Source organism: Pseudomonas sp. 05N432 (assembly GCF_056396945.1).
In genome coordinates, this window is the sequence record NZ_JBFTMM010000002.1 from 1 (window position 1) to 26,245 (window position 26,245).

Genomic DNA, 26,245 nt, shown 5'->3' on the forward strand with positions numbered 1-26,245 from the left:
GCAAAAAAACGCTCGCCCCAAGCGTACGGCACCTCGCCTAGGCTCGGCGTTCCCTCACTCCGGTGTCCATCAGGGGGCATCGCCTACGGTCTGCTTCGCGACGACCTCCTCTCGATGTGTCCGGCTGCGCCGTACGGCGCTGCGCGCCCACCCCCTGATGAACACCTGCGCTCGGCCTTCCGAAGGGGCGGGTGGATCAAGATCAACAGCAACAGCACGGCGGCCTACCGGCCGGCCTGAGTGGTTGGGGCGTGTACGGCTTTAGAGGCTGATGTACATCGATCAAAATTGTGGGAGCGGGCGCTGTTACGGCGCCTCTGGCTGATCGTAATTATCCAGCGCCCGATTCACCAGCAGTTCCCCCAACGAGACCATCTGCTGACTCATCAGAACGCACAATCACCTGTTCCATCGATGGCGCTATAGTAAATTTTCCCAATAAAATCATTGTGGAATGAGTTATACGTACTGCGGTATCCCATGTCGCTGAGTCCTGATGCCGTTGTAGCCCAAATGGCTGCCTCTGTTATTTTATCTGTAGGTGACAAGTTGGTTGGCTTGTAACGCGTTGAATATTCAATGTATATCCGTCGATCAATACACGATAAGCCTGCAAGCGCCGCATCGACTGCCAGTGCAGTAGTTATATGGTCGGAATGGTTTTCCGGGTTTTCCTGTTCATCTTTATTTGGGTAATTTGCAACTACCTTGGCGGAGCCTCTTCCTTCGGTTGTAATGATGGATTCAATGGTTTTTACCAGGTCACTCCAGTCAGAGTACGCGGCACTGTCATTTATTGCTGTGAGGGTTTTGATATCACCTAGATGGAAGGGTCTAAGTTTTCCATCCGGCAGTCGCAAGAAATAAGAAGTAGTATTTTCGTAGCTATATTTATAAAGAGATTTACCATTGATCGTGATGGTATCCCCTTTTCCTTCCCCCCTGGGTTTGTCATCATTCGCCATAAAACGTACTGCCCGATTCGCACCTTCTTCTCGGGCGAGGTAATAAGGATGGTCTTGCGCTCCATGACCAACCCCTGTACCAAATCCTTCATCCCCCGCCGTGGTGTAAATGAAAACCGTGTTATTACCGGGTTTGTTTACGTCAGCGTGAGCATGAGCGCCCATAAACAATTGCCAGTCATCCTGATGCGCCACGATGTAAAAAGTGCTTGATGCGGCAAAAGAGTGAGTGGACACAGCCAGGAGTGTACAAACGACGGCTAACGTGTTGATTAGTTTCATGACGCGCCTCTCTAGGATCACAAGGTTGTTCGGTTAACCGCTTGTTCGGCAATGCGTACTTTTCGAGGTATATCGGTAACCGGTATATGTGTCATTGAGCACTTGAAGTGATCGGGTTGGCTACTGTCACAAATAACAGTTCCAACCTGAAAGCAGCGCCGTTCGTCGAGTTTGTTGGCAACTTGTTCGGCAGGTTGTGAGCGCACAAAAAAAGGCGACTACCTCGCGGTAGTCGCCTTCGTTTTAACTGCGGTTAACGCTTATTCCGACAGTTTGTAAGCGATCACATAGTCGCCCATTTTGGTGCCGAGCGAACCATGGCCGCCAACGACCAGCAGCACGTACTGTTTGCCGTCCTTGCCGGTGTAGGTCATCGGCGTGGCCTGGCCGCCGGCCGGCAGGCGCGACTTCCACAGTTCCTTGCCGTTGTTGACGTCATAGGCGCGCAGGTACTGGTCCAGGGTGCCGCTGAGGAAGCCGACGCCGCCTGCAGTAACGATCGAGCCGCCCATGCTTGGCACGCCGATCGGCAGGCCGATAGGCAGTGGCGAGCTGTCGCGGCTGGTGCCGTTTTTGCGCTTCCACACCACTTTGCTGGTGGTCAGGTCGATACCGGCGACGTAGCCCCAGGCCGGAGCCTGGCACGGTACGCCGAATGGCGACATGAACGGGTGCATGGTCACCGCGTATGGCGCGCCGGTGTTGGGTTGGACGCCCGAGGTCTCGCTCTCGCGCTTGCTCCCGGCAGCCACTTCAGCCTGCGGGATCAGTTTGGAGACGAATGCCATGTAGTTCGGGCTGGTGAACAGCATCTGGCGAACCGGGTCGAGCGACACGCTGCCCCAGTTGAACACACCAACGTTACCCGGATAGATCAAGCTGCCCTGCAACGACGGCGGGGTGTACTGGCCTTCGTAGCGCAGTTGCTTGAACTGGATGCGGCAGAGCATCTGGTCGAACGGGCTGGCGCCCCACATGGCCTTCTCGGTCAGGTCCGGAGCGAGCAGGTTGAGGTCCGAGCGAGCCTGGGTCGGCGCGGTATGGTCGCCGGTGACTGCGCCTTGCGGCGCCGGCACTTCGCGAATCGGCACGATCGGTGTGCCGTTGCGACGGTCGAGCACATACAGGCTGCCCTGTTTGGTCGGTGCGATCAGCGCCGGCTTGATGCCGTCGGCGGTCTTCATGTCGAGCAGGGTTGGCTGGCTGCCGACGTCCATGTCCCACAGGTCGTGGTGAGTGAACTGGAAGTTCCAGCGTACCTTGCCGGTCGCAAGATCCAGGGCAACGATGCCGGCGCTGAATTTTTCTGCGCCCGGCGTGCGGTCGGCACCCCACTGGTCAGGCATCTGGTTGCCCAGCGGCAGGTAAACCATGCCCAGTTTCTCGTCGACGCTGGCCAGCGACCACATGTTCGGCGAGTTGCGGGTGTAGGTCTTGCCCGGAGCCAAAGGCTCGGTCGCTTCAGGGTTGCCGCTGTCCCAGTTCCAGACCAGGTGACCGTCGCGGATGTCGAAGGCGCGGATCACGCCGGACGGCTCGTTGGTCGACTCGTTGTCGGTGACGTGGCCGCCCATGATCACCAGATCACGGGTGATCGCTGCCGGCGAGGTCGCGTAGTAGCCACCGGGGGTGAACGGGCCGATACCTTGGGTCAGGTCAACCACGCCGTGATCGCCGAAGCCTTCGCAGACTTTACCGGTGTCGGCGTTCAGGGCGATCAGGCGAGCATCGGCGGTGGGCAGGTAGAGACGACGCGGGCAGGCTTGCGCAACCGCCTTGCCAGCTTCGGAGATGACGGCGGCCGAAGCGTTGTCAGCCTTGGCGTAGGCGTTCTCGTCGTAGTAGGAAACGCCACGGCAGGTCATGTGGGCGAAGCCCTTGAAGCCTACGGGGCTCTTGATCTGCGGGTCGAAGCGCCAGATTTCCTTGCCGGTGTCCGGGTCCAGCGCCAGCACCTTGCTATGGGCGGTGCAGGCATAGAGCATGCCGTTGACCTTCAGCGGGGTGTTCTCGTTGGTCAGTTCCACCGGGTCATCGGCGGTCGGCAGGTCGCCGGTGCGGATGCGCCAGGCTTCCTGCAGCTTGCCGACGTTGGCCGGGGTGATCTGCTTCAGCGGCGAGTAGCGGTCGCCGAATTCGGTGCGGCCATAGGCCTGCCACTCGCCTTCGGGCATTGCTGGCGCGGTGCTGGTCATGTCGGCAGTGTCGCGGCCCAGCTCGCCCATGATCTCACCCGGGTGGGTGAACTGGCTGGCAACCGCGGTGGCGCCGGCCAAAACCACGGCCACGCTCAGCGCGGCAGTGCCCAGCGGAGCGGCGCCGTCACGCAGCAGCGGACGGCGGAACCACGGCAACAGCAGGACTACGCCAAGGGCGAACCACAGCGACAGACGTGGCACCAGTTGCCACCAGTCGAGACCGATTTCCCACAGCGCCCACACCGTACTGGCGAACAGCACCACGGCGTACAGGCCCAGCGCCGCACGGCGGGCAGCCAGCAGCAAAATACCGGTCAGCACCAGGCCGATCCCGGCCAGCAGGTAATACAACGAGCCGCCGAGCATGCTCAGCTTGATCCCCCCGGCCAGCAAGGCCAGGCCCATTAGCAGAAGCACGATACCGAGCAGGCTCGGCAGCAGGCGGCTTCGACTCAAAGCACCATCAGTGCTCATAGTGTGGTTCTCCGTGACGTTTAAGTAGTCCCGCGCCTGTTCACTGTAGATGACGATCAGGCGCAAGCAGGTTTCAGTACAAAAAGCTCAGTGATGCATTCCTTGTGGGAGCGAGCCTGCTCGCGAAGGGGCCGTCAGCTTCTACATCAACGTTGACTGACCCACCGCTATCGCGAGCAGGCTCGCTCCCACAGGGTTTTGTAGCGTTTGTTAGAACGAGGACTGGATTTTGATCCCGCCGATCAGCGCGTCATCGACCTCATTCACACCACCCGGATGGCGGATGTATTGCAGGTTCGGGCGCACGGTCAGCCAGTTGGTCACATGCACGCCGTAATAGAGTTCGGCGCTGTATTCGGTGTCTTGCGGCGGCAGGTAGGACGGGTCGTTGTAGTCGAAGACCGCGTGCGCCTGATTGATCGCCTCGGCGTTTTTGCGGAAGGCCGGGTTGACGTGAACCCGGGCCATGGCGAAGCCGATGTCGTCTTTGCTGCGGGCATCGAACAGGCCTTTGTAGACGACGCCGGCCTGGACATAGTTGTCGATGGCGTTGGTCTTCTTGTCGTGCATCGTGCCGTTGGCAAACACACTCAAGCCCCGCGAGTTATCACTGGCGCGGCTGGTCAGCTGTTGCTGCACGCCCAGCCAGACGCCGTGCTTGCTCGATGCGCTGCGGTAGGCCTGACCACTCAGGGCGGCGGGCTGACCGTTGCTGTCCTTGTAGACGTCGGTGGCCTTGGCGCTGCTGTAGTAGTAACCGGCGCGGTATTCGCCCGGCAGGCCATTGAGCTTCGGTGTCCACACCAGCTCCACCGGCAGCACCGTGCCTTGGGTGCCGCTGCCGCTGAGCTTGAAGCCGTTGTCGCGATCCAGGTTCGACGGGTTCTGCTCGTACGCGCCGATTTGGGCGTAGAGCTCGGGCGTCAGGTGATATTTGACCCGCAGCGCCCATTGGCTGACTGGCCAGTTGTACCAGATGCCACCGGCCCAGTTGCCGACCTGGGAGCCGCAGAACGCCAGGTTCTGGAAGTCGCAGGGGAAGCTGTTGAAGTCTTCGCCTTCGCCAAAACGGCCGGCTTTGATGTCGAGCTTCTGATCGAAGAATTTCTGCTGATACCACATCTGCGTCAGCCGGGTGGTCTGGCCACGGCCCCAGACTTCCTGGGCCGAGGTGAAACCGCCGACACGCGGATCGTTGACCCGGTCGTTGCTGATGTTGTTGCCGCTGCGTTCGGTGATGGTCAGCTGAAATTCAGCGTCGTGCCAGCCGAGGATTTTTTGCAGGTCCAGGTGCGTGCCGAGGCCGAACTGGTCGCTGTAGCGCGCGGTGCGGTCGTGGTCGTAGCCGCCGTGCAGGTTGCTGCCCATCTCGCCGGTGTAGTCGAGCTTGAAGTCGTAGCCTTTTTCCGCGAGTTCGGTGCGTGTGCCATTCCAGTCGCCGAGCATCCAAGGTGAGTCGCTATCGAATGCAGGGGCAGCCTGAGCGTAGGCGGCAAGACTCAGGGCGCTGAGCCCACCGAGCAGAGTTATGGCTTTTCGGGTAGCAACAGTTGGGAAGACAGCGCTGTCTCGCAAAGTCTGAATGTCAGGCATAGAGAAGGAATTCTTGGTCTTTTAGGGGAAGAGAGCTGAACGCTGCGAGGGGACAACGGGCAGGTGAAGCGATTCAGCTTTTAGGCTTGCAAGGATAATGATCTGTAACAAAGAGAGAAAGGGCTTTTCTTGACATGAATCATTTCGGATTTGGTAACAGTGTGCGGTCACCCTTGAAAAGATCGCAGCTCCACATAGGGCGGTGTACACCCGCAGGCTGCGATCTTTCAGAGTTCACCTACATTTAACGGATAGCGCACAGAGTCCTTCCACCGCAGGACACCCTCGGCTAAGGTGCGCGACTTCCTCTACTTTCTTCGTTCAAAGGCCCGGCATGACCGAACAGAACACCAACCCGCTGCACGGCGTGACCCTGGAACAGATCCTTAACACGCTGGTTCAACACTACGAATGGTCGGGGCTGGCCGAGCGCATCGACATTCGCTGCTTCAAGAGCGATCCGAGTATCAAGTCGAGCCTGACCTTCCTGCGCAAAACCCCGTGGGCCCGGGAGAAAGTCGAAAAGCTCTACGTGAAGTTGATGCGCACCAAACGTCCGCTCTAAGGAATATAGATGCCCGCCGAGCCGACTCGACTGTCGCCCGTCATGAGACGTTTTACCCACTCGGCCGCCGTGCTTGGCTGGCTGGGATTGAGCATTCAGCTGTACCTGGTGTTTTACGGTCGCTGGAGTGTCAGCGCCAGCCAGCTGGGTGGGCTGGTGAGTTACTTCAGTTACTTTACGGTCCTGACCAATACGCTGGTGGCGACGGTGCTGACCTGCGCCGTGACTTCACGCGAGTCGAAGGGCCGTGCGTTGTTTTTGCAGCCGTGGGTCAGCAGCGGGATTGCCGTGAGCATTACCCTGGTCGGCCTGGCGTACAACCTGTTGTTGCGGCATTTATGGCATCCGCAGGGCTGGCAGTTCATCGCCGACGAACTGCTGCATGACGTCATGCCGCTGCTGTTTCTGTTCTATTGGTGGCGGTGTGTGCCCAAGGGCACCTTGCGCCTTGGCCATATCGGTTGGTGGGCAATTTACCCGGTGCTGTACTTCGCTTATGCCTTGCTGCGCGGGCACTCGCTGGGGCTCTACCCGTATCCTTTCATCGATGTTGAAAAGCTCGGTTATCCCCAGGTGTTCATCAATGCCAGCGGGATATTGCTGGGGTTTGTGCTGATTGCGCTGGTGGTGATCGGGCTGGATCGCTGGCGCGGACATAAGTAACGACACCTCTTTGCGTTCTGCCCCCCGTAGCAGCTGCCGAGCCCGCGAGGCTGCGTTCGGCCGCGGAGCGGTCGTGAAATCAGGCGGCACGTTCTTCCAGGCAAACCGCGTCTGCAGGATTTGCGAGGCCTTCGGCCTCGAACGCAGCCTCGCAGGCTCGGCAGTTGCTACAGGATGTCGAATACCGTCAGATGATCACTCTTCGTCGCTGTCGTCCAGCTTCCAGTAGCCTACGGCTTTCACCTGGTCCTGACTCAAACCCTTCTCGTCCAGCAGCACGCGGCGGATCTGTCGTGAGGCTCTGGATTCTGTGGCGATCCACGCATACAACTCGCCGCCCGGCATTGGCAGTTGTTGCACGGTGGTCAGCAGGTGGTTTTTACCGGCTTCGCGCAAGACCCAGATCACCTTGACCTCTGCCTGGCTTTCGAGGATTTGCTGTTCGGCGCCGTTCTCGATTTCCACCACCACCAGAGCGCGACGGTTGGCCGCCAGGCCCTCGAGGCGGCGGGCGATGGCGGGCAGGGCAGTTTCGTCGCCGATCAACAGATAACTGTCGAACACGTCCGGCACGACCATCGAGCCCCGCGGCCCGCCGATGTGCAGGAACTGGCCGGGCGTGGCCTGCGCTGCCCAGGTCGCGGCAGGGCCATCGCCGTGCAATACGAAGTCGATGTCCAGCTCCAGCGTGTCCAGATCGTAACGGCGGGGCGTGTAGTCGCGCATCGCCGGCATTGGCCCGTTGTCTTTGCCAGCACCGAGCACCAGGGTTTCCAGTGTGGCGAGTTCTGCTGCGGTTTGCGGGAAAAACAGCTTTACGTGGTCGTCGGTTCCGAGGCTGACGAAGCCGGCCAGTTCCGCTCCGCCGAGAGTGATCCGGCGCATGCGCGGGGTCAGGTCGACCACCCTCAGTACTTCCAGGCGACGGCGTTTGAGTTCGTGGCTGACACGGTGAATGGTTTGCACGATGACTTCAGTCATTCGGCCTTCTCCTGAACAGATTGAACGACAGGACCATCGACGATGGCTTTGGCGGTGTTGTTGAGCAGGTCACGCACCCGCAGGATTTCTTCCGGGCTCCAGCGGCCGTGATGCATTTGCAAGGCATGCCGCAGGTTGTGCACCGCTTCGTGGATCTCGGCCGGGCGGTCTTGCCCGCGCAACGAGCGCTTGCTGACTTCGATGCGCATGCGCACGCCGTCCAGGGCAATCGCCTGCTCGCTTAATGACAGACGTCCGGCGTCGGTAACGCTGTAGCGTTTTTTTCCACCTTCGGCATCGCCCTGGATCATTTCGCTTTCTTCAAGGAAGGTCAGGGTCGGGTAGATCACGCCGGGGCTCGGGCAGTAGGCGCCGTCGAACATGCTTTCGATCTGGCGGATCAGGTCGTAGCCGTGGCACGGCTGCTCGGCGATCAGCGCCAGCAACAGCAGTTTCAGATCGCCGGGGGCGAATACCCGGGGGCCGCGTCCACCGCGTTCGCGGCCGGGGCCAGGGCGTTTTTCGAAACCGTCGCGGCCGTCAGCGTGCTCGCGGTGGGAATGATGGTCTCTCATTTCTTGGGCTCTCTCGTCGTATTTAGATACAACTTAAGATATATCTTATCCAGAAATCAAGGGCCCAAGACGAACGGTTCGAGGCCATCGCCTAGGGGGAGACGGCTGGCTTGATCCCGCACGGACCGGAGTTTCATGCCGTCGGTATCGATAAATTGCATTGTTTTATTCAGGTGGGCTGACAGAAATTAGTGTTAACTCTCTAATAATTGTTTTGCCGGCCTTAAAGGGCGAAGAGCACGGTCGTTGTTCTGCGGAAAATCAACGACGGGTACTGCTGTATTGTATTTTTAGTAAAATCTGTAGGTAGTCCACCTCTTACAGTTACTAATGTCTTTTTGGTTTTTTTCGGGTTTTTTCATTATCGCTCCGGGTCGTATTGACTACCTGTTCATCGGACGTTGCCTGCTTACTTTCCTAGGCGATTGATCGATCATGTCTCGGCGTTGAAAGTTCAAACAAATAGTCGTTTCGGTAGTGACAGGGCGTCGTGCACTTTCAGCACCTGAATACCTCCGTTTGTTCGAACTTTCAATTGTCCAGCCCATTTGAAATAACAGGTATTTAACGATGTTCAAGAAAATCGCAATCGCTACTCCATTGGCCATCCTGGCATTGAACTCTTCGATGGCTTTTGCTGCTGACGAAATGCGCAGCACTATTAACATCAAGGCCACTGTCCCAACGACCATCTTCCACGCTCAACCGAGCAACAGTAATCCGGACTTTGGTAAAGACGAAACGATGGGCTACAACCTTGTCAGTGGCGAACTGGGTGCTCTGCGCGCCGTTTACGACGTCAAGCATAGCGATCCCAACGGTTCGATCCATGCGTTCGTCGAGGGCGGTCAAAGTGCGGCCTCCCTGTACAGTGGCAGCAATGCCATTCCGCTGACCGTGACCTTCAATGGCGTTGAACTGAGCGAGGTGGCCAAAGAAGTTGTTAATGCCGTAGATTCCACTCCGGGCACGATGGCTGACATGATCGTTTCTGCTGCAAAACCTGCTGGCGGGCACCCTGCCGGTAATTATAACGGTACCTTTGCGGTTGTTTTCGAACCTGTCATAACGCCTTGATCTATCTGTGTTGAATAAGGTCTGCTTTGTTCAATAACAAAACCGATCGACCGGCTATTCCTGACGGTCGATCGGGCTTTAACTTATTCATGTAATCAGAGTATTCCGTTCATGTTCCCGATGACTCCCATCGCGGCTGCGCTTGCATTTTTTTTATGTGCGGGCGCACTCGCCGCGCCGACTGTCGCTACAACGCCGCGAAGTTTGCTCGCCCAAGCCAAAGGTTTGCCCGCGGAGTTTGAAGAACACTTCTTTGATGTACCGTTGGCGGTTCGAGTGGAACTTGATCAACAGTTTCTCGGTGAGGCGATGATCGTGTTGTCCCGTGATGATCGCATCACCCTGCTTGATTTTTCCGATGTGGGCGACAGCCACATTCCCGCCAGTGAGCGTGGAATCTGGGCTGCTTACTTACAAAAAGGCGTGCCCCTTGGCGCCTGCGAAAGCACTTGCCCGGAGCAGATGCTGGCCATCCATTACAACCTGGAAAACTCCCTGGTTTCGATAGCCACCGAAAACGCCGAGCGTGACACGCAAGCCAAGCGTTATTACGACCAGCCGGAAGGCGGCAGCACCGGGTTGATCCTGCGTAATCAACTGAACCTCAATGGGGGGCAGGACCAGGACCTCGGTGGCCGTTATGGCCTGGAAACCAGCAGCAGCCTGGGTAACTGGAGCCAGAGGTTCAATCTGCAATTGGCCCGTTTGGGGGGGGCGGATGATCAGATGTACCGCGCGATACACGAACTCTACAGTCAGCGCGAGCTTGATGGCAGCTTCCTGCGCCTGGGCTATTTCACGCCCAATTCCGAAGGCCTGAGCCGTCAACCGCGTTCGTTCGGTGCCAGCCCCGACACGGTGGTGGGGGTGATGTATGGCAGCTCTGACAGTCTGGCAATCAATAACCCGAAACCTGCGGTGTACCCGATTTATGTCACCGCCAACCGGCAGGCCTCGGTGGAGATCTATCGTAATGGGCTGATGATCAACACCCAGCCGGTGGATGCCGGTTTGCAGACGCTGGATACCCGACCGCTGCCCGGTGGTATTTACGAGGTGGAGGTGCGCTTGATCGAAGACGGTCAAATCACCTCGACGACCCAGGAGTTGGTGTACAAGCCCGGCAACTGGCGTCATTACGATGAACGCTGGCGCTACAACCTGTTTGCCGGCGAGGAAAGCAAACTGTGGAGTAACTGGCAGGATCAGGCTTCCGGAAAAATGACCGCGGGTGCCGCGTTCAACTATTTGCTGCACCCGCGAGTGATTCTCGGGGTTTTCGGGCGTCAGGTTCGAGAGACGATGCAATACGGTTCGTCGATTGACTGGACGGTGGCCAACAACGTCAGCCTGTTCTCCAATGTCTATCAGACCAAGGACCACGGCACCGGTCTTGATGTGCAGACGATGTACAACTATGGCGCCGGCAGTCTGTTCCTGAGTCATAACCGCAGTTGGCTCGACACCACCGATATCTTTGAAACCCTGCCCGACGGTACGCGGGTGCGCCAACGCAATGTGTTCGTCGGCCAGACCAGCAATTCGTCGTTGTCGCTCAACCACCGCGTTACCAGCAAAAGCTCGTTCAATGCGCGGGTCTCGCATAGCGAGGGCAACGTTGAAGGGATGGGGCTGGACCTGGGCTGGACCCAACGCAGCACGCTGTTCGGCAACGATGCCCACTGGCGTTTTTCGATGTTCGACCGACCCGGCAGCATCAGCAGTGGCGACTCGCGCAATCGCGGGGTCGACCTGACGCTCAGCCTGGCACTCGGCAGTCCCGGTGAGCAGTTGTCCGGCAGCATCGGTTCACGGACCTCGCGTGAGGGCGGTCGCGACAACAATGCCTCGCTGACCTACCGCAAAGACCTGAAAGACCATGTGCTGCAAAGTGTCTCGGCCACGGCCATTACCGACACTTACGGTCTCGGCCTGTCCGGTACCACCAGTTTCAGTAACGATTCAGCCAATGGCGATGCTTTCTTCCAGCGCTCTTCGTTCAACAGCAACCTGACCGGTGGCTTGAACCTGGACAGCACGATTGCCGTCAGCGGCAAGCACATGGTCATGACCAACCAGCATCAGGGCAGCGGGGCCGGGATGATTGTCGATGTGGAGTCCGATCTCGATCAAATCGCCCTGCGCGCCGATGACCTCAGCGGTGGCAGCGCCCGTCTGCGTCCGGGTCGCAATTTCATTCCGATCACCGCGTACAAGAGCAGCTCGGTGAGCTTCGACTTCGAAGGCACCGATGTACCGGCGGCGACCATTCAACCGGTGCGCACCAGCTATCACCTGAACAAGGGTGGTGTGGACTACCGCAAGATCCGCGTGATGAAAACCCTCACCGTGCTTGGGCGTCTGGTTGACCCCACGGGCAAGCCGCTCAAGGGCCATCACATCATCAACCACGCCAGCCGGGGCGTCAGTGAAGTGGACGGCTTCTTCTCGATGGAAATGAACGCCGGCTCGCCAACCCTGGAAGTACGCCACGGCAGCCAGTTGCTGTGCCAGTTCCGCCTGGACCCAAGCGTTGGGCGCACTGAAAACAATGTGTTGATGATCGGTGATCTGCGCTGCACGCCGGAGACGTTGGCCGATGCATCTTTTATCGCACGGTCGGCAGGTTGATGCACACCGATGAACGCCATTGCCAAAGAGTGTGTACGACATGACCTCTCTCACTAAAACCCCGTTCCTGCTGATGTTGCTGATCGGACTTTCACTGACACTTTCACCGGCTCACGGGATTGATCTGGACATCAAGGCCGAGTTCAGCCCCGACCCTGCAAAACCCATGAAGAACGAGTTCACCAATACGACGGAGCAAAGTGGTTATTGCCTTGTGTATCCACAGCACTGCGTTTCGCCACCGATGGTGAGTTTCAGGCTGCCTATTCAGTTCAGGTCAAGGGTGCCCGTCGAGGCCGATCATGCGCAGCGTCAGGGTGCCATGTTCAACCTGCCTTCCCATTGGCAAACCTTGACCGTCACGGACCCACAAAGTGGTCAGACGCAGGAGGTTCAGGTGAGGGTTTCCGGAATCGGGACTACTTACGTTCTGAGCGAGGATGTGCGCAAGCTGGTGGGCGTGGATCCAGAGAGTAACGTTCTCGCGGCTCATGAGCTGCTATGGGTTGGCGGACGGTGGAGCAATGGCGCTGCGCCTTGTCGTGCGCTGAGCTTTTCTGGAGGCGGTGTCACTATATTTGGCTCTTTCTGGCAGGTGCCGTTGAATGCGGGCGTTTGTGCGAAGCAAGCGAAGTTTCTTATTCCTGAGTTGCGATACAGGGATTTCGATATCGGTTACCAGCTGATTGCACCCAGGCCGCTGGAAATGGCGTCCGGGGTCTATGTGGGTTCGATCCAGTTCCCTATCGGGCCGGACGGTATTGATCTGGGGGACAACATGTACCCCGTGAGCGGTGACAGTGTCATCAATCTCAGGTTCACCTTGACCGTAACGCACACGCTCAAAGTGGATGTTCCTCCGGGCGGCAATCGTGTGGAGCTGGTACCGCAAGGCGGCTGGAATGCCTGGCTGCAGCAAGGCCGCAAACCCACGCGGTTGTTCCGGGATCAAACGTTCACTATCTCCGCCAGTTCGCGTTTCAAAATGCAGCTGGAGTGCCAATACAGCCCCGATGGCAAAACCTGCGGTGTGCGTGATGCCGATTCCGGGCACGCAGTACCGCTGAACGTCAGCGTCAGTCTTCCCCACGGCCTGTCCGACGTCGGCGGGCTACCGGTCAATCATCGGCAATTGCTGCGCGATGGCAGCGGAACTGAACTGTTCCAGCCGGGTTTTTATGTCGACCGCAAACCGGGAACCCTGCATTTCGAAATTCCTTCAAGCGACGTGGCAGAGATGATTCGTCCCGGCTCACAACGGCAGTACTCGGGAAGCGTGACGGTTATCTGGGATTCAGACGTTTAGTTCGTCGCGGTATTGCGGCATTCATTCAACGAGGGACAGGACTATGAAACGCCTGGCGGCATTATTTGGTTTTTGCTTATTCACCCAGACGGCCCATGCCGGACCGAGCATCAATGTCGGGACGGTGTATGACTATCTGGACGGGGACAAAAGTACCTACTTGAAACGCGTGTTCAATGGGGGCGACAGCACCGCATTCGTCAAGGTCAACATTCTTGAAATCATTTATGACGCCGATGGCACCGCACGGGAAGAGCCGCTCAAGACCCAGGCCGACGCCACCGCCCGTGATGGTTTGATGGCCAGCCCGGCCCGACTGATCGTGCCGGCCAGTGGCATGCAGGGCACGCGCCTGTTGTATATGGGCGAGCGTGAAAAAGAGCGGTATTTCCGGGTGCGTTTCGTGCCGGTGGTGCCGGAGAAGGAAGACGAATTCGCCGTCTCCAGCCAGGACCGTGAGGATTACAAGAAAGGTTTGTCTGCCGGGGTCAATGTGCTGGCCGGGTACGGCACGGTATTTTTCGTACGACCCAAGGAGACGCGCTTCGACAGCGCGATCGAGAACGATGCGAGCAACTACCGGATTCGCAACAACGGCAACAGCGTGGTGGTGATCGATGAGTTCAAGGACTGCTCGGTGAAAAACGAACAGGACTGCCAGCCAACGACCAAGCATCACATCCTCGCGGGCCGGACCTTTCAGTTCGAGAAACAGGCCGGTCGTGAATACCGCTTCACCCTGGTCGAAGGCGAGAAAAGCAAAAACCTCGACGTGAAGGGATAACTCCGGGTGATGACCATGCTCAAAAAACTGACTGTCGTGCCTTTGTCGGCTGTTGCCCTGTGGGCATGTACTGCGGCGTTTGCAGCCCGCGAAGTGCATCATTTCGAGGTGTTGGTGACGATCCCGAGCCATGCGTTCTACGTCATTCCCGCAGACCCCGGCTGGATACATCAGGAGCAGCAGTTGCCCTGGAATCTGGTGACCTCGACCTTGGGCGGCTTGCGCAAGTATTTCGATGTCAAGAATGAAGCCGGTTCGATCAAGGCCCGGCTTGAAGGCAGGCCGTATCTGTCCAACGGTACCGATGCCCATGACATTGGCTTGCGTGTGCTGTTCAACGGCAGGTTATTGAACGAGCTGGAAAGCACTGAAGTGGTTTCCCTGAGCGATGCGGCCCTGGGTAAACGGGTTTTGCTGGAAGTCGTGCCCGTGCCGCCTGCCGACGGGGTTTACAAGCCCGGGAATTACTTTGGCAGCGTCAATATGATTTTCAATGCGGTGTTGCCGGGTGCTTGATACCGATTTCACTGATTCTACGAGGCTGAAAGGATGAGCCGTTTTCAGGCGTTCCAACGATGTGCAGGCCGCTGTGCGGGGGCGGGTCTTTTCTTCTCGGTGTGGTTGTCATCGGCCTGGGCTGAGGAGGTGTCGATTCAAGCCTCGTTCAGACCCGACTCTGGCAACCCGCAACACAATCAATTCAAGAATGACACGCCTTCCAGTGGTTACTGCGCCAGCTATCCCAGTGAGTGCAGGGACAACGGAATGTTCAGTCTGCGGGTACCGATTCAGTTCAACTCCAGTGTGCCAATCCTTGCCAATCATGTGGATGCCCGGCATGGAGCGATGATCAGAGTCCCGGCACAGTGGCGGGAGTTGACCGTCTATCATGAAGCGACCGGTGAACCAGAGCCGGTAAAAGTTCGAATCACGGGTGTGGGCTCTCAGTACGTCACCGATGATGTGATCAGCCTGGTGGGTGGGGGGAACGACTATCGGGTAGCCCACAATCAATTGTGGGGTCTCAGTTGGGTAAATGCTCCATCCCCTTGCTTATACAGTGGTGTGGGTGGATATACGCCTCAGCGGTATACCTTTTTCTGGAAAACGCCAACGGACGGTGCATGCCTGAAGCAGGCGAAATTCAATGTGCCGTGGATGCGCTACGAATATCTCGATTTTGCTTATGAACTGGTGACACCCAACCCGCTGGGCATGTCCTCGGGGAAGTACCAGGGGAGCCTGACGTACATCGTCGGCCCTTATGGGGACTTCGATATGGGCGATGTGATGTTGCCCGATACATCGACCCTTACCCTGAGTTTCACCCTGGATGTGCAACACACACTCAAGGTTGATGTTCCGCCGGGTGGCAATCGCGTTGAACTGGTCCCGCAGGGGGGATGGCAATCCTGGTTACAACAAGGCCGTAAGCCGACACGCTTGTTCAGAGATCAAACGTTCACTATTTCCGCGAGCTCGCGTTTCAAAATGAGCCTTGAGTGTCAGTACTCCCAGGACGGTAAAAACTGCGCTGTCAGAGAGCCCGTTTCCGGCCATTTCGTACCGCTGCACGTTGCCGTAAGTCTTCCCCATGGCCTGGCCGACAGTGGCGGGCAAGCCGTCAATCGTCGACGGTTATTGCGTGACGGCAGTGGCACCGAACTGTTCCAGCCGGGTTTTTATGTGGACCGAAAGCCCGGAACGCTGCACTTCGAAATCCCTGCGGATGAAGTGGCCGAGATGATCCACCCCGGATCGCAACGGCAGTATTCGGGCAATGCGACGGTCATCTGGGATTCGGAAGTTTAGAGGTTGTAGTCGTTGGAACCATGGAGTGGAGAGTGCGAGTCATGCAAGCATTAAAGGTATTGAGAACCAACAGAGCATCGGTATTGGCGGGAGTGTTTTCGTCAGTTCTCGCATCGTCAGTCGGTGCGGCCACCGTAGAGATGACCGCCGTGTTCCGGCCTGATCCGGCAAAGCCGATGCAAAATGCTTTTGTAAACACAACACCACAAGGCGGTTATTGTGGCGATCATCCGGCCTATTGCGAAAACGGGGTCTTCAGCATCGCCCTGCCGATTCGTTTCAAGTCGATCGCCCCCATCCTTCCACTGCATGACGAACGTCAGGGCCCGATGTTCAAGGTGCCGTCGTACTGGAAAGAAGTCACTGTCATCCATGACGGAACCGGTCAACCCGAGACGGTTAAAATGCGCATCAACGGTATAGGTGCGGCCTATACGATCAAGGATCCTCTGCCGGCTGGTGTCTGGCAGAGTGGTTGGGTATATGCTCCGCCACCCTGTGGCTATGGTGGAGTGGGTTATGGGTCTGCCCATTTTTTTGCTTTTTTCTGGAGAGTGCCGGCTAATGCAGGCGTTTGCTCGAAACAGGCACAGAAGCTGATTCCCGAGTCACTCCAGTTTGCCTATCAGGATGTAAGTTTCTCCTATGAGCTGGTGACACCCGATCCGCTAAAGATGTCGACCGGCACTTACCGGGGTGTATTGAACTATACCGCGGGGCCTTATAAAGACTTCGACATGGGCGATATCCTGTTGCCCAATGATGATGTGATTACCCTTAATTTCACCCTGACGGTCGAACATACCCTGAAAGTCGACATACCTCCCGGTGGCAATCGCGTTGAACTGGTCCCGCAGGGGGGATGGCAGGCCTGGCTGACGCAGGGGCGCAGACCGACACGGCTGTTTCGTGATCAAACATTCAATATTTCGTCGTCGAGTCGCTTCAAGATGCTCGTGGAGTGCCAGATTACAGGGCTGTTCGATTGCATGATCCGTGACCCGGTTTCACAACGCGCAGCCGTGGTGCAGCTCAGTGTCAGCCTGCCCAACGGCTTGACGAACCTCAGTGGGCAACCGGTCAATCGTCATCCGTTGCGTGTGGGCCAGGCGAATGCGCAAGAATTCAAACCCGGGTTTTATGTGGATCGGGCTCCAGGTGTGTTGCACTTCGAGATTGCAAGCTATTACGTGGACTTCATGTTGAGACCCGGTGTAGCAGCCAACTATTCCGGGACTATCACGGTGATCTGGGACTCCGAAGTGGGATAACCGTGAGGCGCGAACCGGTTTTCCGGTAAAGCCCTGAAGGCGGGGCCGGGAGCCTTCAGGGCGGGTTACCTCTACGCGGCCTTGTGCAACGCCTCGCGCGTCAACCGCCTGCTCAGCTGCTTCTCCTCGTAGCCAATGTCGTTGAGCAATCCTCCATAGACTTCATCGCTCATGTCCTCATCGGTGAGTACAACGCTGTCGTCGACGTTGAATTGCCGGGCGAGGTCCTCGACGCGCTGTTTGAGTGCCTGTCGTTGAGCAATCTGCATGCCTTTGGAACGGACCCAGGCGTGTTGAGCTTCGCGCAACTCATCCAGCAGGTCGGTCTTGTTTTCGTACAGTCGGGCATTGCGCCTGAACTCGATCGGGTAGGTGTCACGCAGGTATTTCTCCCAGAAGGGTTGCTCGATCATTGCATTGATCAGTCCATCGCCACTCTCCATCGACGTCACGGTGTCAAAGGCGGTGTCGAGCTTGGCTTGTTTGACTGCTGCCCGTTCGTGGTAGCGCATGGTTATCGATTGCCAAGGCAACTCCAGGCGTTCGGCCAGCCCGGTTTCAAACGCCAGAAACACCTCGACTTCATCCGGGTTCGCCTCCTCCACACTCTCCGGGTGTTCGTTGCGACGGCGAAACTCTTCGCGCGCGATATCATCTACCCGCTCCAGGCGAGCGGCACCTTTGGCCAGGTTGACCAGGCGGCTTTCAAGGCTCGCGCCCGACGTCGACAAGGCATAGGCTTCGGATGCGAGCACCTTGATGCCCATATGGTTGAATACCTGGGCCCCCGCATCAGCGCAGGTGGTAGGCGCTGTCGCCATCTCGAACAGTTCCTTGCGCAACGTGCTGTCCAGGTCGATGGCCTCGATCATTCGCCATACCCGGCTGCTGAGCTGTCTGCGCAATTCACCGCCGGCCTGGTAATCGGCCGAGCGGGTCTGCTTCTGGATCAGCGAGAAAAAACCTTCAGAACCCGGTTCGGTCATCAAGTCGTGCCAGGCTTCTTGCCGGAAGGTGCCCAGCCCGGAGACCTCGGAGCTCCACCATTGAGAGTCGTCGTTCATCGGCCATTGGGCCATCGCATTGGTAGCGGCGTCGGTATAGAGCTGTTCGGGAGAAATGCCGACCGAGCGCCGATACTCTTTGAAAATGACCAGATTTACCTCTGAAAGACTCCTTTCGTACAAACGGGTTCGCGCCACGATGAATGCATCCTCCGAGCCGGGCACGACGGTCGGGATTTTACTGATCGGGTTCTCCTGCAGATCCAGGAAAAAACCGCGCGGTCGAGGCTTGCCGATGGGCGCGAAGAGGCCGTCGGGCCACGTGGTTGCCCCGGTGTTGCTCAAACTCAGGATTCTCAGCTTGGGCATGCGTTCAACGTTCGGCAGCCTCGCCAGTTTCGGGTTGTCATCGAGCCTGAGCGTTTCCATGTGGGTCAGGTTTCGCAGTTGTTCGACAGCCTGGGGTGTCAACGTGATGTCGTTGTTCATCAGACGCAGCGTTCGAAGGTAGTGCATCTTGCCAATATCCTCAGGCAGCTGCGTCAGCCCGCAACTCCTGGCACTCAGTTGCCGAAGATGGGGGAAGTCCTTCAACAGCCCGGTGGAGGTTGCGGAAAAGTTCGTGCGGTCCAGGTTCAAGGTGCTGACCTGATCGAGGTAGTGCTTGATATCCGGCAGTTTTTTCCACCAGCGTTCGAGATCAAGAACATCGAACTCGGTTGACAGATCCAGCGCATAACCGCCGTCGACGGTGGTACTGCGTTCGCCGAAGACCGTGGGTTTTCTTTTAAAACAATCGACGAGCCGTTCGCTAATGTGCAGACCGCCGCCTCGCACGAACCCTTGTCGATCCGGCCCCCACGTATCAGGTTGCTGGTATCGCCAGCGATTGAGCAGCACGCGAAGATCATCCAGCTCGCGGTCCAGTCGTGTCAGTGTCCGCTGCCCTTGCTCTTGCGAGCCCAGGGACCGAACAAAGGTATTGACCTCCCTGTCGTTGAAGTGGGGGTACAGGTCCTGCACCCGTTCAGTGAGCGTGGCAGCTGTGATGGAAAGGCCGGGGCCGCGCAACAGCATCATGTCTTCATGGTCAGCCAACGGCCGGATAGGCGGTGCGGCGAGCGCTGTGCGGCGTTCGGCAGGCGTCTCGGTCTTGACCATCACCCATTGTTTGAAAAAGGCTCCCTGGCCGGGTCGATAACCCAATTGCGTTTGTTGGTTTTTCGGCAAGGCCTTGAGCACGGCTTCGAAAAAATCAGCGGCTTCATGCAACTTGTGGTTTTCGGCGTCCCAGACTTCGAATTGGTTCACGTCATCCCTGACCAGCACCCGGACTGTCGGCGCGTCCTGCGCACCCACACTGCCGCGCAGTGGCCCGGCATCGCTGCCTTCGCGAACCTCGATGCGCAATTGCGCGAACGTGTCGGTATGAATCCTGAGCGCGTTCAGCACCAGGCTTTCGGTTTCCGGCACCCACTGCGCGCCGTCGTGAAAGCCCTCATACGCATGGTTGGTCCGGGCTTCGAAGGCGGCTTCACGGGCGCGGCTTTTGAGGCTCAGCGGTAGGCGTTGCTCCTGTGTCATGCGCATGAGGTCTGCACCCTCGCTACTGTTCAACAACGTCTGTGCCGCTCGGGAGGGCAGCTCCGGAAATGCCTGGCGAATCAGCCGAACCTGCGGATCACTGGACGCTTGTGCCCCCTGATACAGCTGATTGACGATATCGGCGTTCAGGCGATTGGCTTCGTCCGCCAGACGATTACGCAGCGCTTGCACCCGATGGTTTTTGGCGATTGGCCCACCGAGCACCGCTTGCAGTTCTTCTTCGCTGAGGAACTCGACCAGGCTTGGCGCAAACCGGTCGCTCATGATGCTGGCCAGACTGGTGGAAAGTGTTTGCTCGTCGCTCGCGTCGGCATTGCCGTACTGGCGGAACCGGCCGCTCATGTCGGCGTTTTCATAGACCTTCAGGGCTTTATCCGAAGGCCAGCCGTCCAGGTAAGTCGCCAGCGGTTCAAACCAGTAAGACGATGAGTCCAGAGACAGGCCTGTTCGAATTCGTTCAATGGCTTGCCGGGTCTGGCGCTGGATGTTCAAGCGTTTGAGGCTGTCGTCCAGTAACGGTGGCGGGGCCGTGTTGTCGACGTACATCCGGCGCAACGCACCGTCTTCGGTGCCGCTGGCGAGGCGAACGTGTTCGAGTTCTGCATCGCTGAAACCGTCCACGGAGTGGCCGAGACGACGCATCAGTGTCGGGTTCTCCCACGCGCGCGGGTTCTCGGCTTCATGGGTCCAGGCGCCGAGACCGTTGTGTTTCAACTCGGGCAAATAGGCGTTGGGGCGGTGTGGGTGCTTGACCCGATAGTTGCCGGTCTTCGGGTCTTGTTGCACCGCGTAATGTTTTTCATCCAGCGGCAGAATGTCCTGGCCGTCGTGGGAATGAAGGCCCGATTCGTCAGGTCTGGAGTTGGCCGGTAAGGTGTAATCCGGCAGTTCGTAAGGTCTGAGATCGGGATGCCACAGGCGGGGCTGGCCGTTAGGCAGTTCCACCGGTTTCATGCCCTCGATCAGCGGCGAGAGCTTCAAGAGAGCGAACTGGCCAATCTGCGCGCCCACCGCAAAGGCCGCCAGCTGAACGACGTCGGTCACCACGCCGACGATATGCTCGGCGGCTTCGGTCCACTGGCCCAACGTCATGTCGACGATGCCTTCGATGACGTCGCTGGCAATCTGGTAGGCCGAGTAGACCATCATCAATTCGCCCAGGCCCGGGACGAAGGGTGTGGCGATCAACAGCGCGACGTTGAACAGGTCCGAGACTATTTTTTTGAAGTTCTCCCACCAGGCCCAGCGGGCGTTGCGATCGGTGTCGGCGGTGGACACGGCAATGTGTCGGGCGTCATTGAGGATCTTGTTCAGTTTTTGCTGGTAAAGGTGCTCCCATAATTCGCCGGTGATCGGTGCGGCGCTGAAATGCAGATTGGGGGGTGTGACCGGGACTTCTCGCCAGCTAGGCCCTTGGTCCAGCGGTTCTTTCTGATGCCATTTCACCTCGAACAGACGTTGTTGCAGCCCGCCGAAAAAATGCCCGCGCTGGTGCTGATCGACGAAGCGGCTGAAGTACTGCCGGTACGTCATTGCGCTGGACGATATGGCGTCGTTGTCGCGCAGTTGGCGAGTCAGTTCATTCATGAAGTGGACGGTTGAGGGGTACTCTTTCAGTGGATGCTCAGGGTCCTGTGGGACGTAGGCGAATATCGGTACAACCTCGCGGGCGCGGTCCAGGTTCGGCGTAATCAACACGATCCCGGTCAGGCGGCTATTTAGAATGGACAGTTCAGCGAACCGCATCACCCGGCCATGACGGGTGAGGTTGCGCTGGCCATCGAGCATCTTCAGGATCAGGTCGCGGGCATCGGAGTCGATGTCGCCGGTCATCACCGCTTGTTGAGCGGCGGCTTTGAATGAGGCTTTCTCGCTCTCGACGACTTTGAGTTTCAAAAAACTCTGCGCAAGCCCATCGCTGGGCAGCAACCGCTCTTCAAGGTATTGGGTATAGCGGGCACCGATGTCCAGTTCGCGGCACAGGGTCTGGAACTGGGCGATGGACATTTTGCGTCTGATCGGCAGAGTGTCGAAGTGCCCGCGCTCATCGGGCTGGCTGATGAAGTCTGAATCGGGCTCGCAGGTTTCGGTGCGCGCGAAGTTGTGTAAAGCGGCGTCCAGCAGCGAGACGGTTCGGGTGACAACACCTGCGGACGTGTTGATGACATACCAAGGGCGCTCCTTGGGTAAATAGAGATGCAAGTAAGTTGTTCTGACATCGGCATCGACGCCGAACTGTTCCATCAGCGCCTGGGTGAGTAAAGGTTCCGCGAACTCATAGATGTTTTGTAACTCTTCAATAAACCGGTCCACCGTGTTCTGAGCAGACCAGAGTTTAAGGTTGGCCTTTTGTAACTGCCTGTGATCGAAGTCTGTGGCTGTGGTTATCCATTGCGCAGCCCCGGTTCTGGTGAGGCTCAGCTCCCGAACCCTTTGCAATGAAGCCTTTTTGAAGGTGGGGTGGATCCGACGCTTGATGAAATCGTAATGGCGGCCTTTATTATCGCCTGCTGGCGGTGCCTGGGGAGCAGAGATACTTCCTTGTAAGTCAGACATGCTTTTAATAAACCTTGAGCCTTAATCGGAGTTACCAGCCTAACTCCCGGGGCTCAAAGTAACAGTCTGGATTTTCACTGTTAAACAGCTGTCCACGCTGATGAAACATTGAAATTTGCAATGCCGAAAATAACTAATTACTACCTTCTTTTAGTGTTCCCTTTTATTAGCGCTGCGCTACGTTGGCAGGCAGACACAGTGTGTGGCTCCCCGGTTGCAGATACGGCGTGAGAATCGGTGCCATGCCTTTGAGTACCTGTACCGGCAACGCCGAGGTGAATTTAAAGGATTCGGCCGAGGCGCCAGGCACGAAGGCGGTCAGGGTGCCGAAGTGATTCTCGCCAATGTAGAACACGAACGTGGCGGTACGGTTGATCGATTTCGAACTCAGCACCCGTCCACCGGAGCCGAAGGCTTCAATGCGGTTGTCACCGGTGCCGGTCTTGCCGCCCATGGCCAGCGGGGTGCCATTTGGCAGTTTGAATGTACCGGCGACCCGTTTGGCGGTACCGGCGTCTACCACTTGCGACAACGCTTCGCGCATTGCCGTCGCCACTTCGGACGGCATCACTCGTTTGCCTTTTTCCGGGTCATTGATCACTGTTGTTTCATACGGCGTGCCGGCGGCGAAATGCAGGCTGTCGATGCGCAGGGTCGGCATCCGCACACCATCGTTGAGGATCGTCCCGATCAGCTCTGCCAGAGCCGCTGGCCGATCGCCGGAGCTGCCGATGGCCGTGGCCAGTGACGGCACCAGGTGGTCGAACGGGTAGCCGACTTTCTGCCAACGCTGGTGAATGTCGAGGAAGGCTTCGATCTCCAACATGGTGCGGATGCGGCTGTCGCGGGCGCTCTTGTGCCGGCTCTTGAACAGCCAGCTGTAGACTTCCTGGCGTTCGTATTCACTGGCTTTGACGATCTGGCTGAACTTGGCGTCGGGATGGTTCAGCAAGTAGCCCATCAGCCACAGGTCCAGTGGGTGGACCTTGGCGATAAAGCCCTGGTCGGGCAGGTCAAAGGCGCCCGGCCCGTAGGTTTTATAGAGTTTTTCCAGGCGCTCGTCAGTGAGTTTTTCGTTGAGCTTGCCGGCGGTTCTGTCGATATTTTTATCGGTATTTTTGGCCGTTTTCAGGTGTGCACGCACAAAGCTGTTAAAGCTTTCCTGACTGGCCTCGGGCAGCAGGTAACGGTGCACCGCGGCCAGACGAATAGCCGTCGGGTGCATGCTGTCGAGGAAGGTCTCGAGGCGAGCCTGGGTGTCCTTCTTCTGGTACTTCTTCCAGAAGCGCAGTAAAAACGCGGTGCCTTCATGGTCGGCGAATTGCGCCAGATATTCCTGGCGCCGTGGGTTGTCATCGTCACTGAGCAACTGGCCGCTGCTGTTGGGCCCCGAGTAAGTGCTGTAGCGCACCAGGTCGCGCATCAGGCGAATGAACGGCAGGTTGATCGATTCGCGCAGGGCATCGCGCAGGGTCGGGCTACGGCCGTTGTCTTCCTTGCGGAAGTTGTGAAAGGTGTGCAGGCCGCCGCCCGTGAAAAACGATTCGCCGGGGTTGGCCGAGTACGTACGGTTGAGCGCCGCATCGAGCATTTTCGGCAGGCTGCGGTCCGTGTTCTGGATCAGGTAATCGACGGCCCAGCGAGAAATCACGTCCTGCTCGGGGACCGCGGTTTTTTTCAGCACGGCCGGTGGCTGGTCGCCATAACGGTCGTGCAGTTCGGAGATGATTTGCAGGTAGGAGGWCAACACCCGCAGTTTGGCGGTGGAGCCCAGTTCCAGTTTGCTGCCTTCGTTGATGTCGAAAGGTTGATCGGTGCTGTCGGTCTGCACGCGCACGCGCGAGCCATCGGGGGTCCGCTCGAACAGGGTGAAGCTGTAACGCACCTGGGTCGTGCTGGTGGGGGTCAGCAAGTGTTCGCCGAGCAGGCCCAGTTGCGCCGCGTAAGTCGGGTCGGCCAGATGCTTGAGGTACTCGGTGGCCTTGGTTTGCAGGTCGTACTGCAAGGTGCTGGTGGCCGACAGGTCAAGGCGGTCGAGGTCATACAAAGGGCGATTGAGCAGGGCGGCCAGTCGACTGCGCGCCACACTGATGCCTTTGTTGGATTCGATCGGTTGAATGGTCGGTTGTTGTTGCCAGTCGCGGTAGGTCACCTTGCTCGCCAGTGCGGCAGCGGCCAGCGGGTCGTCGATCACGCCGTTTTGTGCGAGCAGGCGGATGTGGCTGTCGGTGAGTTCTACCAGTTCGTCACGGCCATTGGCCAGGTAGTGTGAAGGCCGACGCTGGGCGATCATCAGCGACAGTACCTGACGCAGGGCCAGACCGCGTTGAGACAGACTCAACGGGTCACTGGCAACACTTGTCAGGGCTCTATTGACCTGATTGAAGTCGGCGCCGTACCACACGCGCAACCCTTCGGCCATGCCATGCACTTCACCGTGGCCGGGCACCGCCGACAGCGGCACGCTGTTGAGGTAATCGCGCACGATGTTTTGACGAGTCGTGAGGGTTTGCGGGCCATCTTGATAAGCGCGCACGCTGGCGGAAATCATCTGGCGGATTTTCTCGCCGCCCGACACCGTGAGGCCATCGGGCGAGTGGCGGTATTTTTCCAGTTGAGTGGCCAGGGTGCTGCCACCGGCAGTCTGACCGGGCAGGTGCAACAGTTTGGCGATTTGCGACCAGGCTGCCTTGCCAAAACGCGGCCAGTCCACAGCGGGGTTGGCCAGGGGTTGTTTGGGGTCGAGCAGGTCGCGGTTCTCGATGAACAGCAGGCTGTGCACCACCAGCGGCGGGATCGCGGCAAAGCTCGAATACAGTTGCTGCGGATAGTTGTACTGATACAAGGGCAAGGCGCGGCAGTCGGTAATGGACAGGCCGGCCTGGATTTTCTCCGCGTAGGGCACGAAGAAGCCCTTTTCGCTGTAGTTGAACAGCTTCGGTGAGAAACGGGTTTGCGCGGAGATCATGTAGCCACGCTTGAGCAAGCGTGGCAAAAACTCACCCAGAGAACTGTAGCCCAGGCGCTTGTCGAAAGGCCCGGCACCCGGATAGAAAATCGAATCGCTGGGCCCCGGTTGCATCGAGTAACTCAGCGATGCAGCAAACTGGCTGAATTCGCGCGCTTGCAGTTTCGAGGTGCGCATTTCCTTGGAGGCTGCCCAGCCGAGCGCAACCAGAATAATCAATAACAACAACCAGAACAGTCGCCAGCCATAACGACGACGGCGAGGTTTTTTTGGTGAAGGCGCTTCTTCCACGCTATCAGTTGGCACAACAGTTTCACTCGAATCGGATTGCCACAAAGCGCCCATAGTCGATTGATCCATTTACGTAGATTGATCGGACTTGTCTGAAGCTTAGTCGCTGGTTGGAACCGGTGAAAATTTTGTGAATGCAGAATTTCCGACGATCGTCTGATCGTGATCCTGTGGGGAAGGAAGCTTGCTCATTCGTTGGGCATCACAACGTTGAAATGCAATGCAGGACGGCTCCTGTAGCAGCTGCCGAGCCTGCGAGGCTGCGTTCGGCCGCGCAGCGGTCGTAAATCAGGCACTGCGTTCTTTCGGGAAAACCGTGTTCCCAGGATTTGCGAGGACTTCGTCCGAACGCGGCCCGCCTCTAACGCAGCCTCGCAGGCTCGGCAGCTGCTACGGGAATAACCTTCATCCGTATTTCAACATTGTGATGCGCAACGAACGAGCAAGCTCCTTCGCCACGGAGGCTGGTGGTTGTCCGAGAGTATTGGGCTAGAGCCATCAAGCGGGTAAATACGGCCTAGGTAGGGGCATGACGCTGCACCATTGCTGTGCAATACTCGGTGCCGTTTTGCTGGCGAGTTCACGGAAGAATCCCAGGTAATGCCCCTCCGCAAATGCGGATTTTGCCGAGAATTCCCGCTGAA

General features: G+C 57.9%; 16 protein-coding genes. 9 read left to right on the forward strand and 7 right to left on the reverse strand.

All coding sequences use genetic code 11. The features are described from left to right. Positions 1-386 precede the first annotated feature (386 nt). The 3 genes from AC1DHT_RS02360 to AC1DHT_RS02370 form a co-directional block, all read right to left on the reverse strand. The gene (locus AC1DHT_RS02360) at positions 387-1,247 is read right to left on the reverse strand and encodes a PIG-L family deacetylase (protein WP_427541205.1); all 861 of its coding nucleotides are present in this window, start codon (positions 1,245-1,247) and stop codon (positions 387-389) included. Positions 1,248-1,507: 260 nt separating this feature from the next. After that, positions 1,508-3,919: a glucose/quinate/shikimate family membrane-bound PQQ-dependent dehydrogenase gene (locus AC1DHT_RS02365; protein WP_427541202.1), complete on the reverse strand. Its 2,412-nt coding sequence runs from the start codon at positions 3,917-3,919 to the stop codon at positions 1,508-1,510. A 210-nt stretch (positions 3,920-4,129) separates the two neighbouring features. Further along, positions 4,130-5,512 carry a carbohydrate porin gene (locus AC1DHT_RS02370; protein WP_427541199.1) on the reverse strand — a complete coding sequence of 461 codons (1,383 nt, stop codon included), beginning with the start codon at positions 5,510-5,512 and terminating at the stop codon, positions 4,130-4,132. A 334-nt stretch (positions 5,513-5,846) separates the two neighbouring features. Here AC1DHT_RS02370 and AC1DHT_RS02375 point away from each other — a divergent pair, with 334 nt between their 5' ends. Further along, positions 5,847-6,077: a VF530 family protein gene (locus AC1DHT_RS02375; RefSeq protein ID WP_019693422.1), complete on the forward strand. Its 231-nt coding sequence runs from the start codon at positions 5,847-5,849 to the stop codon at positions 6,075-6,077. A 9-nt stretch (positions 6,078-6,086) separates the two neighbouring features. Then, a complete protein-coding gene (locus AC1DHT_RS02380; RefSeq protein WP_427541196.1) occupies positions 6,087-6,740 on the forward strand; it encodes a Pr6Pr family membrane protein in 654 nt (217 codons plus the stop codon). 195 nt (positions 6,741-6,935) lie between these two features. Here the strand turns inward: AC1DHT_RS02380 and AC1DHT_RS02385 are convergent, their stop codons facing one another. Together AC1DHT_RS02385 and AC1DHT_RS02390 are read right to left on the reverse strand one after the other, a co-directional pair. After that, complete coding sequence (locus AC1DHT_RS02385) at positions 6,936-7,721, reverse strand: siderophore-interacting protein (protein WP_427541193.1); 786 nt, start codon at positions 7,719-7,721, stop codon at positions 6,936-6,938. Continuing rightward, positions 7,718-8,296 (reverse strand): PadR family transcriptional regulator, encoded by a 579-nt coding sequence (locus AC1DHT_RS02390; protein ID WP_427541190.1) that lies wholly within the window; start codon positions 8,294-8,296, stop codon positions 7,718-7,720. Before AC1DHT_RS02390 ends, AC1DHT_RS02385 begins: the two co-directional genes overlap by 4 nt. Positions 8,297-8,866: 570 nt before the next feature. On the opposite strand from AC1DHT_RS02390, the gene AC1DHT_RS02395 reads away from it, so the two are divergent. The 7 genes from AC1DHT_RS02395 to AC1DHT_RS02425 all read left to right on the forward strand — a co-directional run bounded on the left by AC1DHT_RS02395 (position 8,867) and on the right by AC1DHT_RS02425 (position 17,177). After that, positions 8,867-9,373, forward strand: coding sequence for a CS1 type fimbrial major subunit (locus AC1DHT_RS02395; RefSeq protein WP_427541187.1), 507 nt, complete (start codon positions 8,867-8,869; stop codon positions 9,371-9,373). 111 nt (positions 9,374-9,484) lie between these two features. After that, positions 9,485-12,004, forward strand: coding sequence for a TcfC E-set like domain-containing protein (locus tag AC1DHT_RS02400; RefSeq protein WP_427541184.1), 2,520 nt, complete (start codon positions 9,485-9,487; stop codon positions 12,002-12,004). Between the two features lie 40 nt (positions 12,005-12,044). Next, positions 12,045-13,310: a hypothetical protein gene (locus tag AC1DHT_RS02405; RefSeq protein WP_427541214.1), complete on the forward strand. Its 1,266-nt coding sequence runs from the start codon at positions 12,045-12,047 to the stop codon at positions 13,308-13,310. Between the two features lie 43 nt (positions 13,311-13,353). Continuing rightward, positions 13,354-14,094 (forward strand): molecular chaperone, encoded by a 741-nt coding sequence (locus AC1DHT_RS02410; protein ID WP_427541181.1) that lies wholly within the window; start codon positions 13,354-13,356, stop codon positions 14,092-14,094. Between the two features lie 15 nt (positions 14,095-14,109). Then, the gene (locus AC1DHT_RS02415) at positions 14,110-14,610 is read left to right on the forward strand and encodes a CS1 type fimbrial major subunit (RefSeq protein ID WP_427532946.1); all 501 of its coding nucleotides are present in this window, start codon (positions 14,110-14,112) and stop codon (positions 14,608-14,610) included. Between the two features lie 33 nt (positions 14,611-14,643). Continuing rightward, complete coding sequence (locus tag AC1DHT_RS02420; protein ID WP_427541178.1) at positions 14,644-15,906, forward strand: hypothetical protein; 1,263 nt, start codon at positions 14,644-14,646, stop codon at positions 15,904-15,906. Between the two features lie 41 nt (positions 15,907-15,947). Then, a complete protein-coding gene (locus AC1DHT_RS02425; RefSeq protein WP_427541175.1) occupies positions 15,948-17,177 on the forward strand; it encodes a hypothetical protein in 1,230 nt (409 codons plus the stop codon). Between the two features lie 71 nt (positions 17,178-17,248). On the opposite strand, the gene AC1DHT_RS02430 is transcribed toward AC1DHT_RS02425, so the two are convergent. Together AC1DHT_RS02430 and AC1DHT_RS02435 are read right to left on the reverse strand one after the other, a co-directional pair. Continuing rightward, positions 17,249-22,099, reverse strand: coding sequence for an NEL-type E3 ubiquitin ligase domain-containing protein (locus tag AC1DHT_RS02430; RefSeq protein ID WP_427541172.1), 4,851 nt, complete (start codon positions 22,097-22,099; stop codon positions 17,249-17,251). 409 nt (positions 22,100-22,508) lie between these two features. Then, positions 22,509-25,655 carry a transglycosylase domain-containing protein gene (locus tag AC1DHT_RS02435; RefSeq protein ID WP_477761223.1) on the reverse strand — a complete coding sequence of 1,049 codons (3,147 nt, stop codon included), beginning with the start codon at positions 25,653-25,655 and terminating at the stop codon, positions 22,509-22,511. Between the last annotated feature and the right edge of the window lie 590 nt (positions 25,656-26,245).

Bases quoted from the DNA above. Each gene is read 5' to 3' on its own strand.
- AC1DHT_RS02360 (WP_427541205.1), bottom strand. From the start codon at position 1,247: ATGAAACTAATCAACACGTTAGCCGTCGTTTGTACACTCCTGGCTGTG.
- AC1DHT_RS02365 (WP_427541202.1), bottom strand. From the start codon at position 3,919: ATGAGCACTGATGGTGCTTTGAGTCGAAGCCGCCTGCTGCCGAGCCTG.
- AC1DHT_RS02370 (WP_427541199.1), bottom strand. From the start codon at position 5,512: ATGCCTGACATTCAGACTTTGCGAGACAGCGCTGTCTTCCCAACTGTT.
- AC1DHT_RS02375 (WP_019693422.1), top strand. From the start codon at position 5,847: ATGACCGAACAGAACACCAACCCGCTGCACGGCGTGACCCTGGAACAG.
- AC1DHT_RS02380 (WP_427541196.1), top strand. From the start codon at position 6,087: ATGCCCGCCGAGCCGACTCGACTGTCGCCCGTCATGAGACGTTTTACC.
- AC1DHT_RS02385 (WP_427541193.1), bottom strand. From the start codon at position 7,721: ATGACTGAAGTCATCGTGCAAACCATTCACCGTGTCAGCCACGAACTC.
- AC1DHT_RS02390 (WP_427541190.1), bottom strand. From the start codon at position 8,296: ATGAGAGACCATCATTCCCACCGCGAGCACGCTGACGGCCGCGACGGT.
- AC1DHT_RS02395 (WP_427541187.1), top strand. From the start codon at position 8,867: ATGTTCAAGAAAATCGCAATCGCTACTCCATTGGCCATCCTGGCATTG.
- AC1DHT_RS02400 (WP_427541184.1), top strand. From the start codon at position 9,485: ATGTTCCCGATGACTCCCATCGCGGCTGCGCTTGCATTTTTTTTATGT.
- AC1DHT_RS02405 (WP_427541214.1), top strand. From the start codon at position 12,045: ATGACCTCTCTCACTAAAACCCCGTTCCTGCTGATGTTGCTGATCGGA.
- AC1DHT_RS02410 (WP_427541181.1), top strand. From the start codon at position 13,354: ATGAAACGCCTGGCGGCATTATTTGGTTTTTGCTTATTCACCCAGACG.
- AC1DHT_RS02415 (WP_427532946.1), top strand. From the start codon at position 14,110: ATGCTCAAAAAACTGACTGTCGTGCCTTTGTCGGCTGTTGCCCTGTGG.
- AC1DHT_RS02420 (WP_427541178.1), top strand. From the start codon at position 14,644: ATGAGCCGTTTTCAGGCGTTCCAACGATGTGCAGGCCGCTGTGCGGGG.
- AC1DHT_RS02425 (WP_427541175.1), top strand. From the start codon at position 15,948: ATGCAAGCATTAAAGGTATTGAGAACCAACAGAGCATCGGTATTGGCG.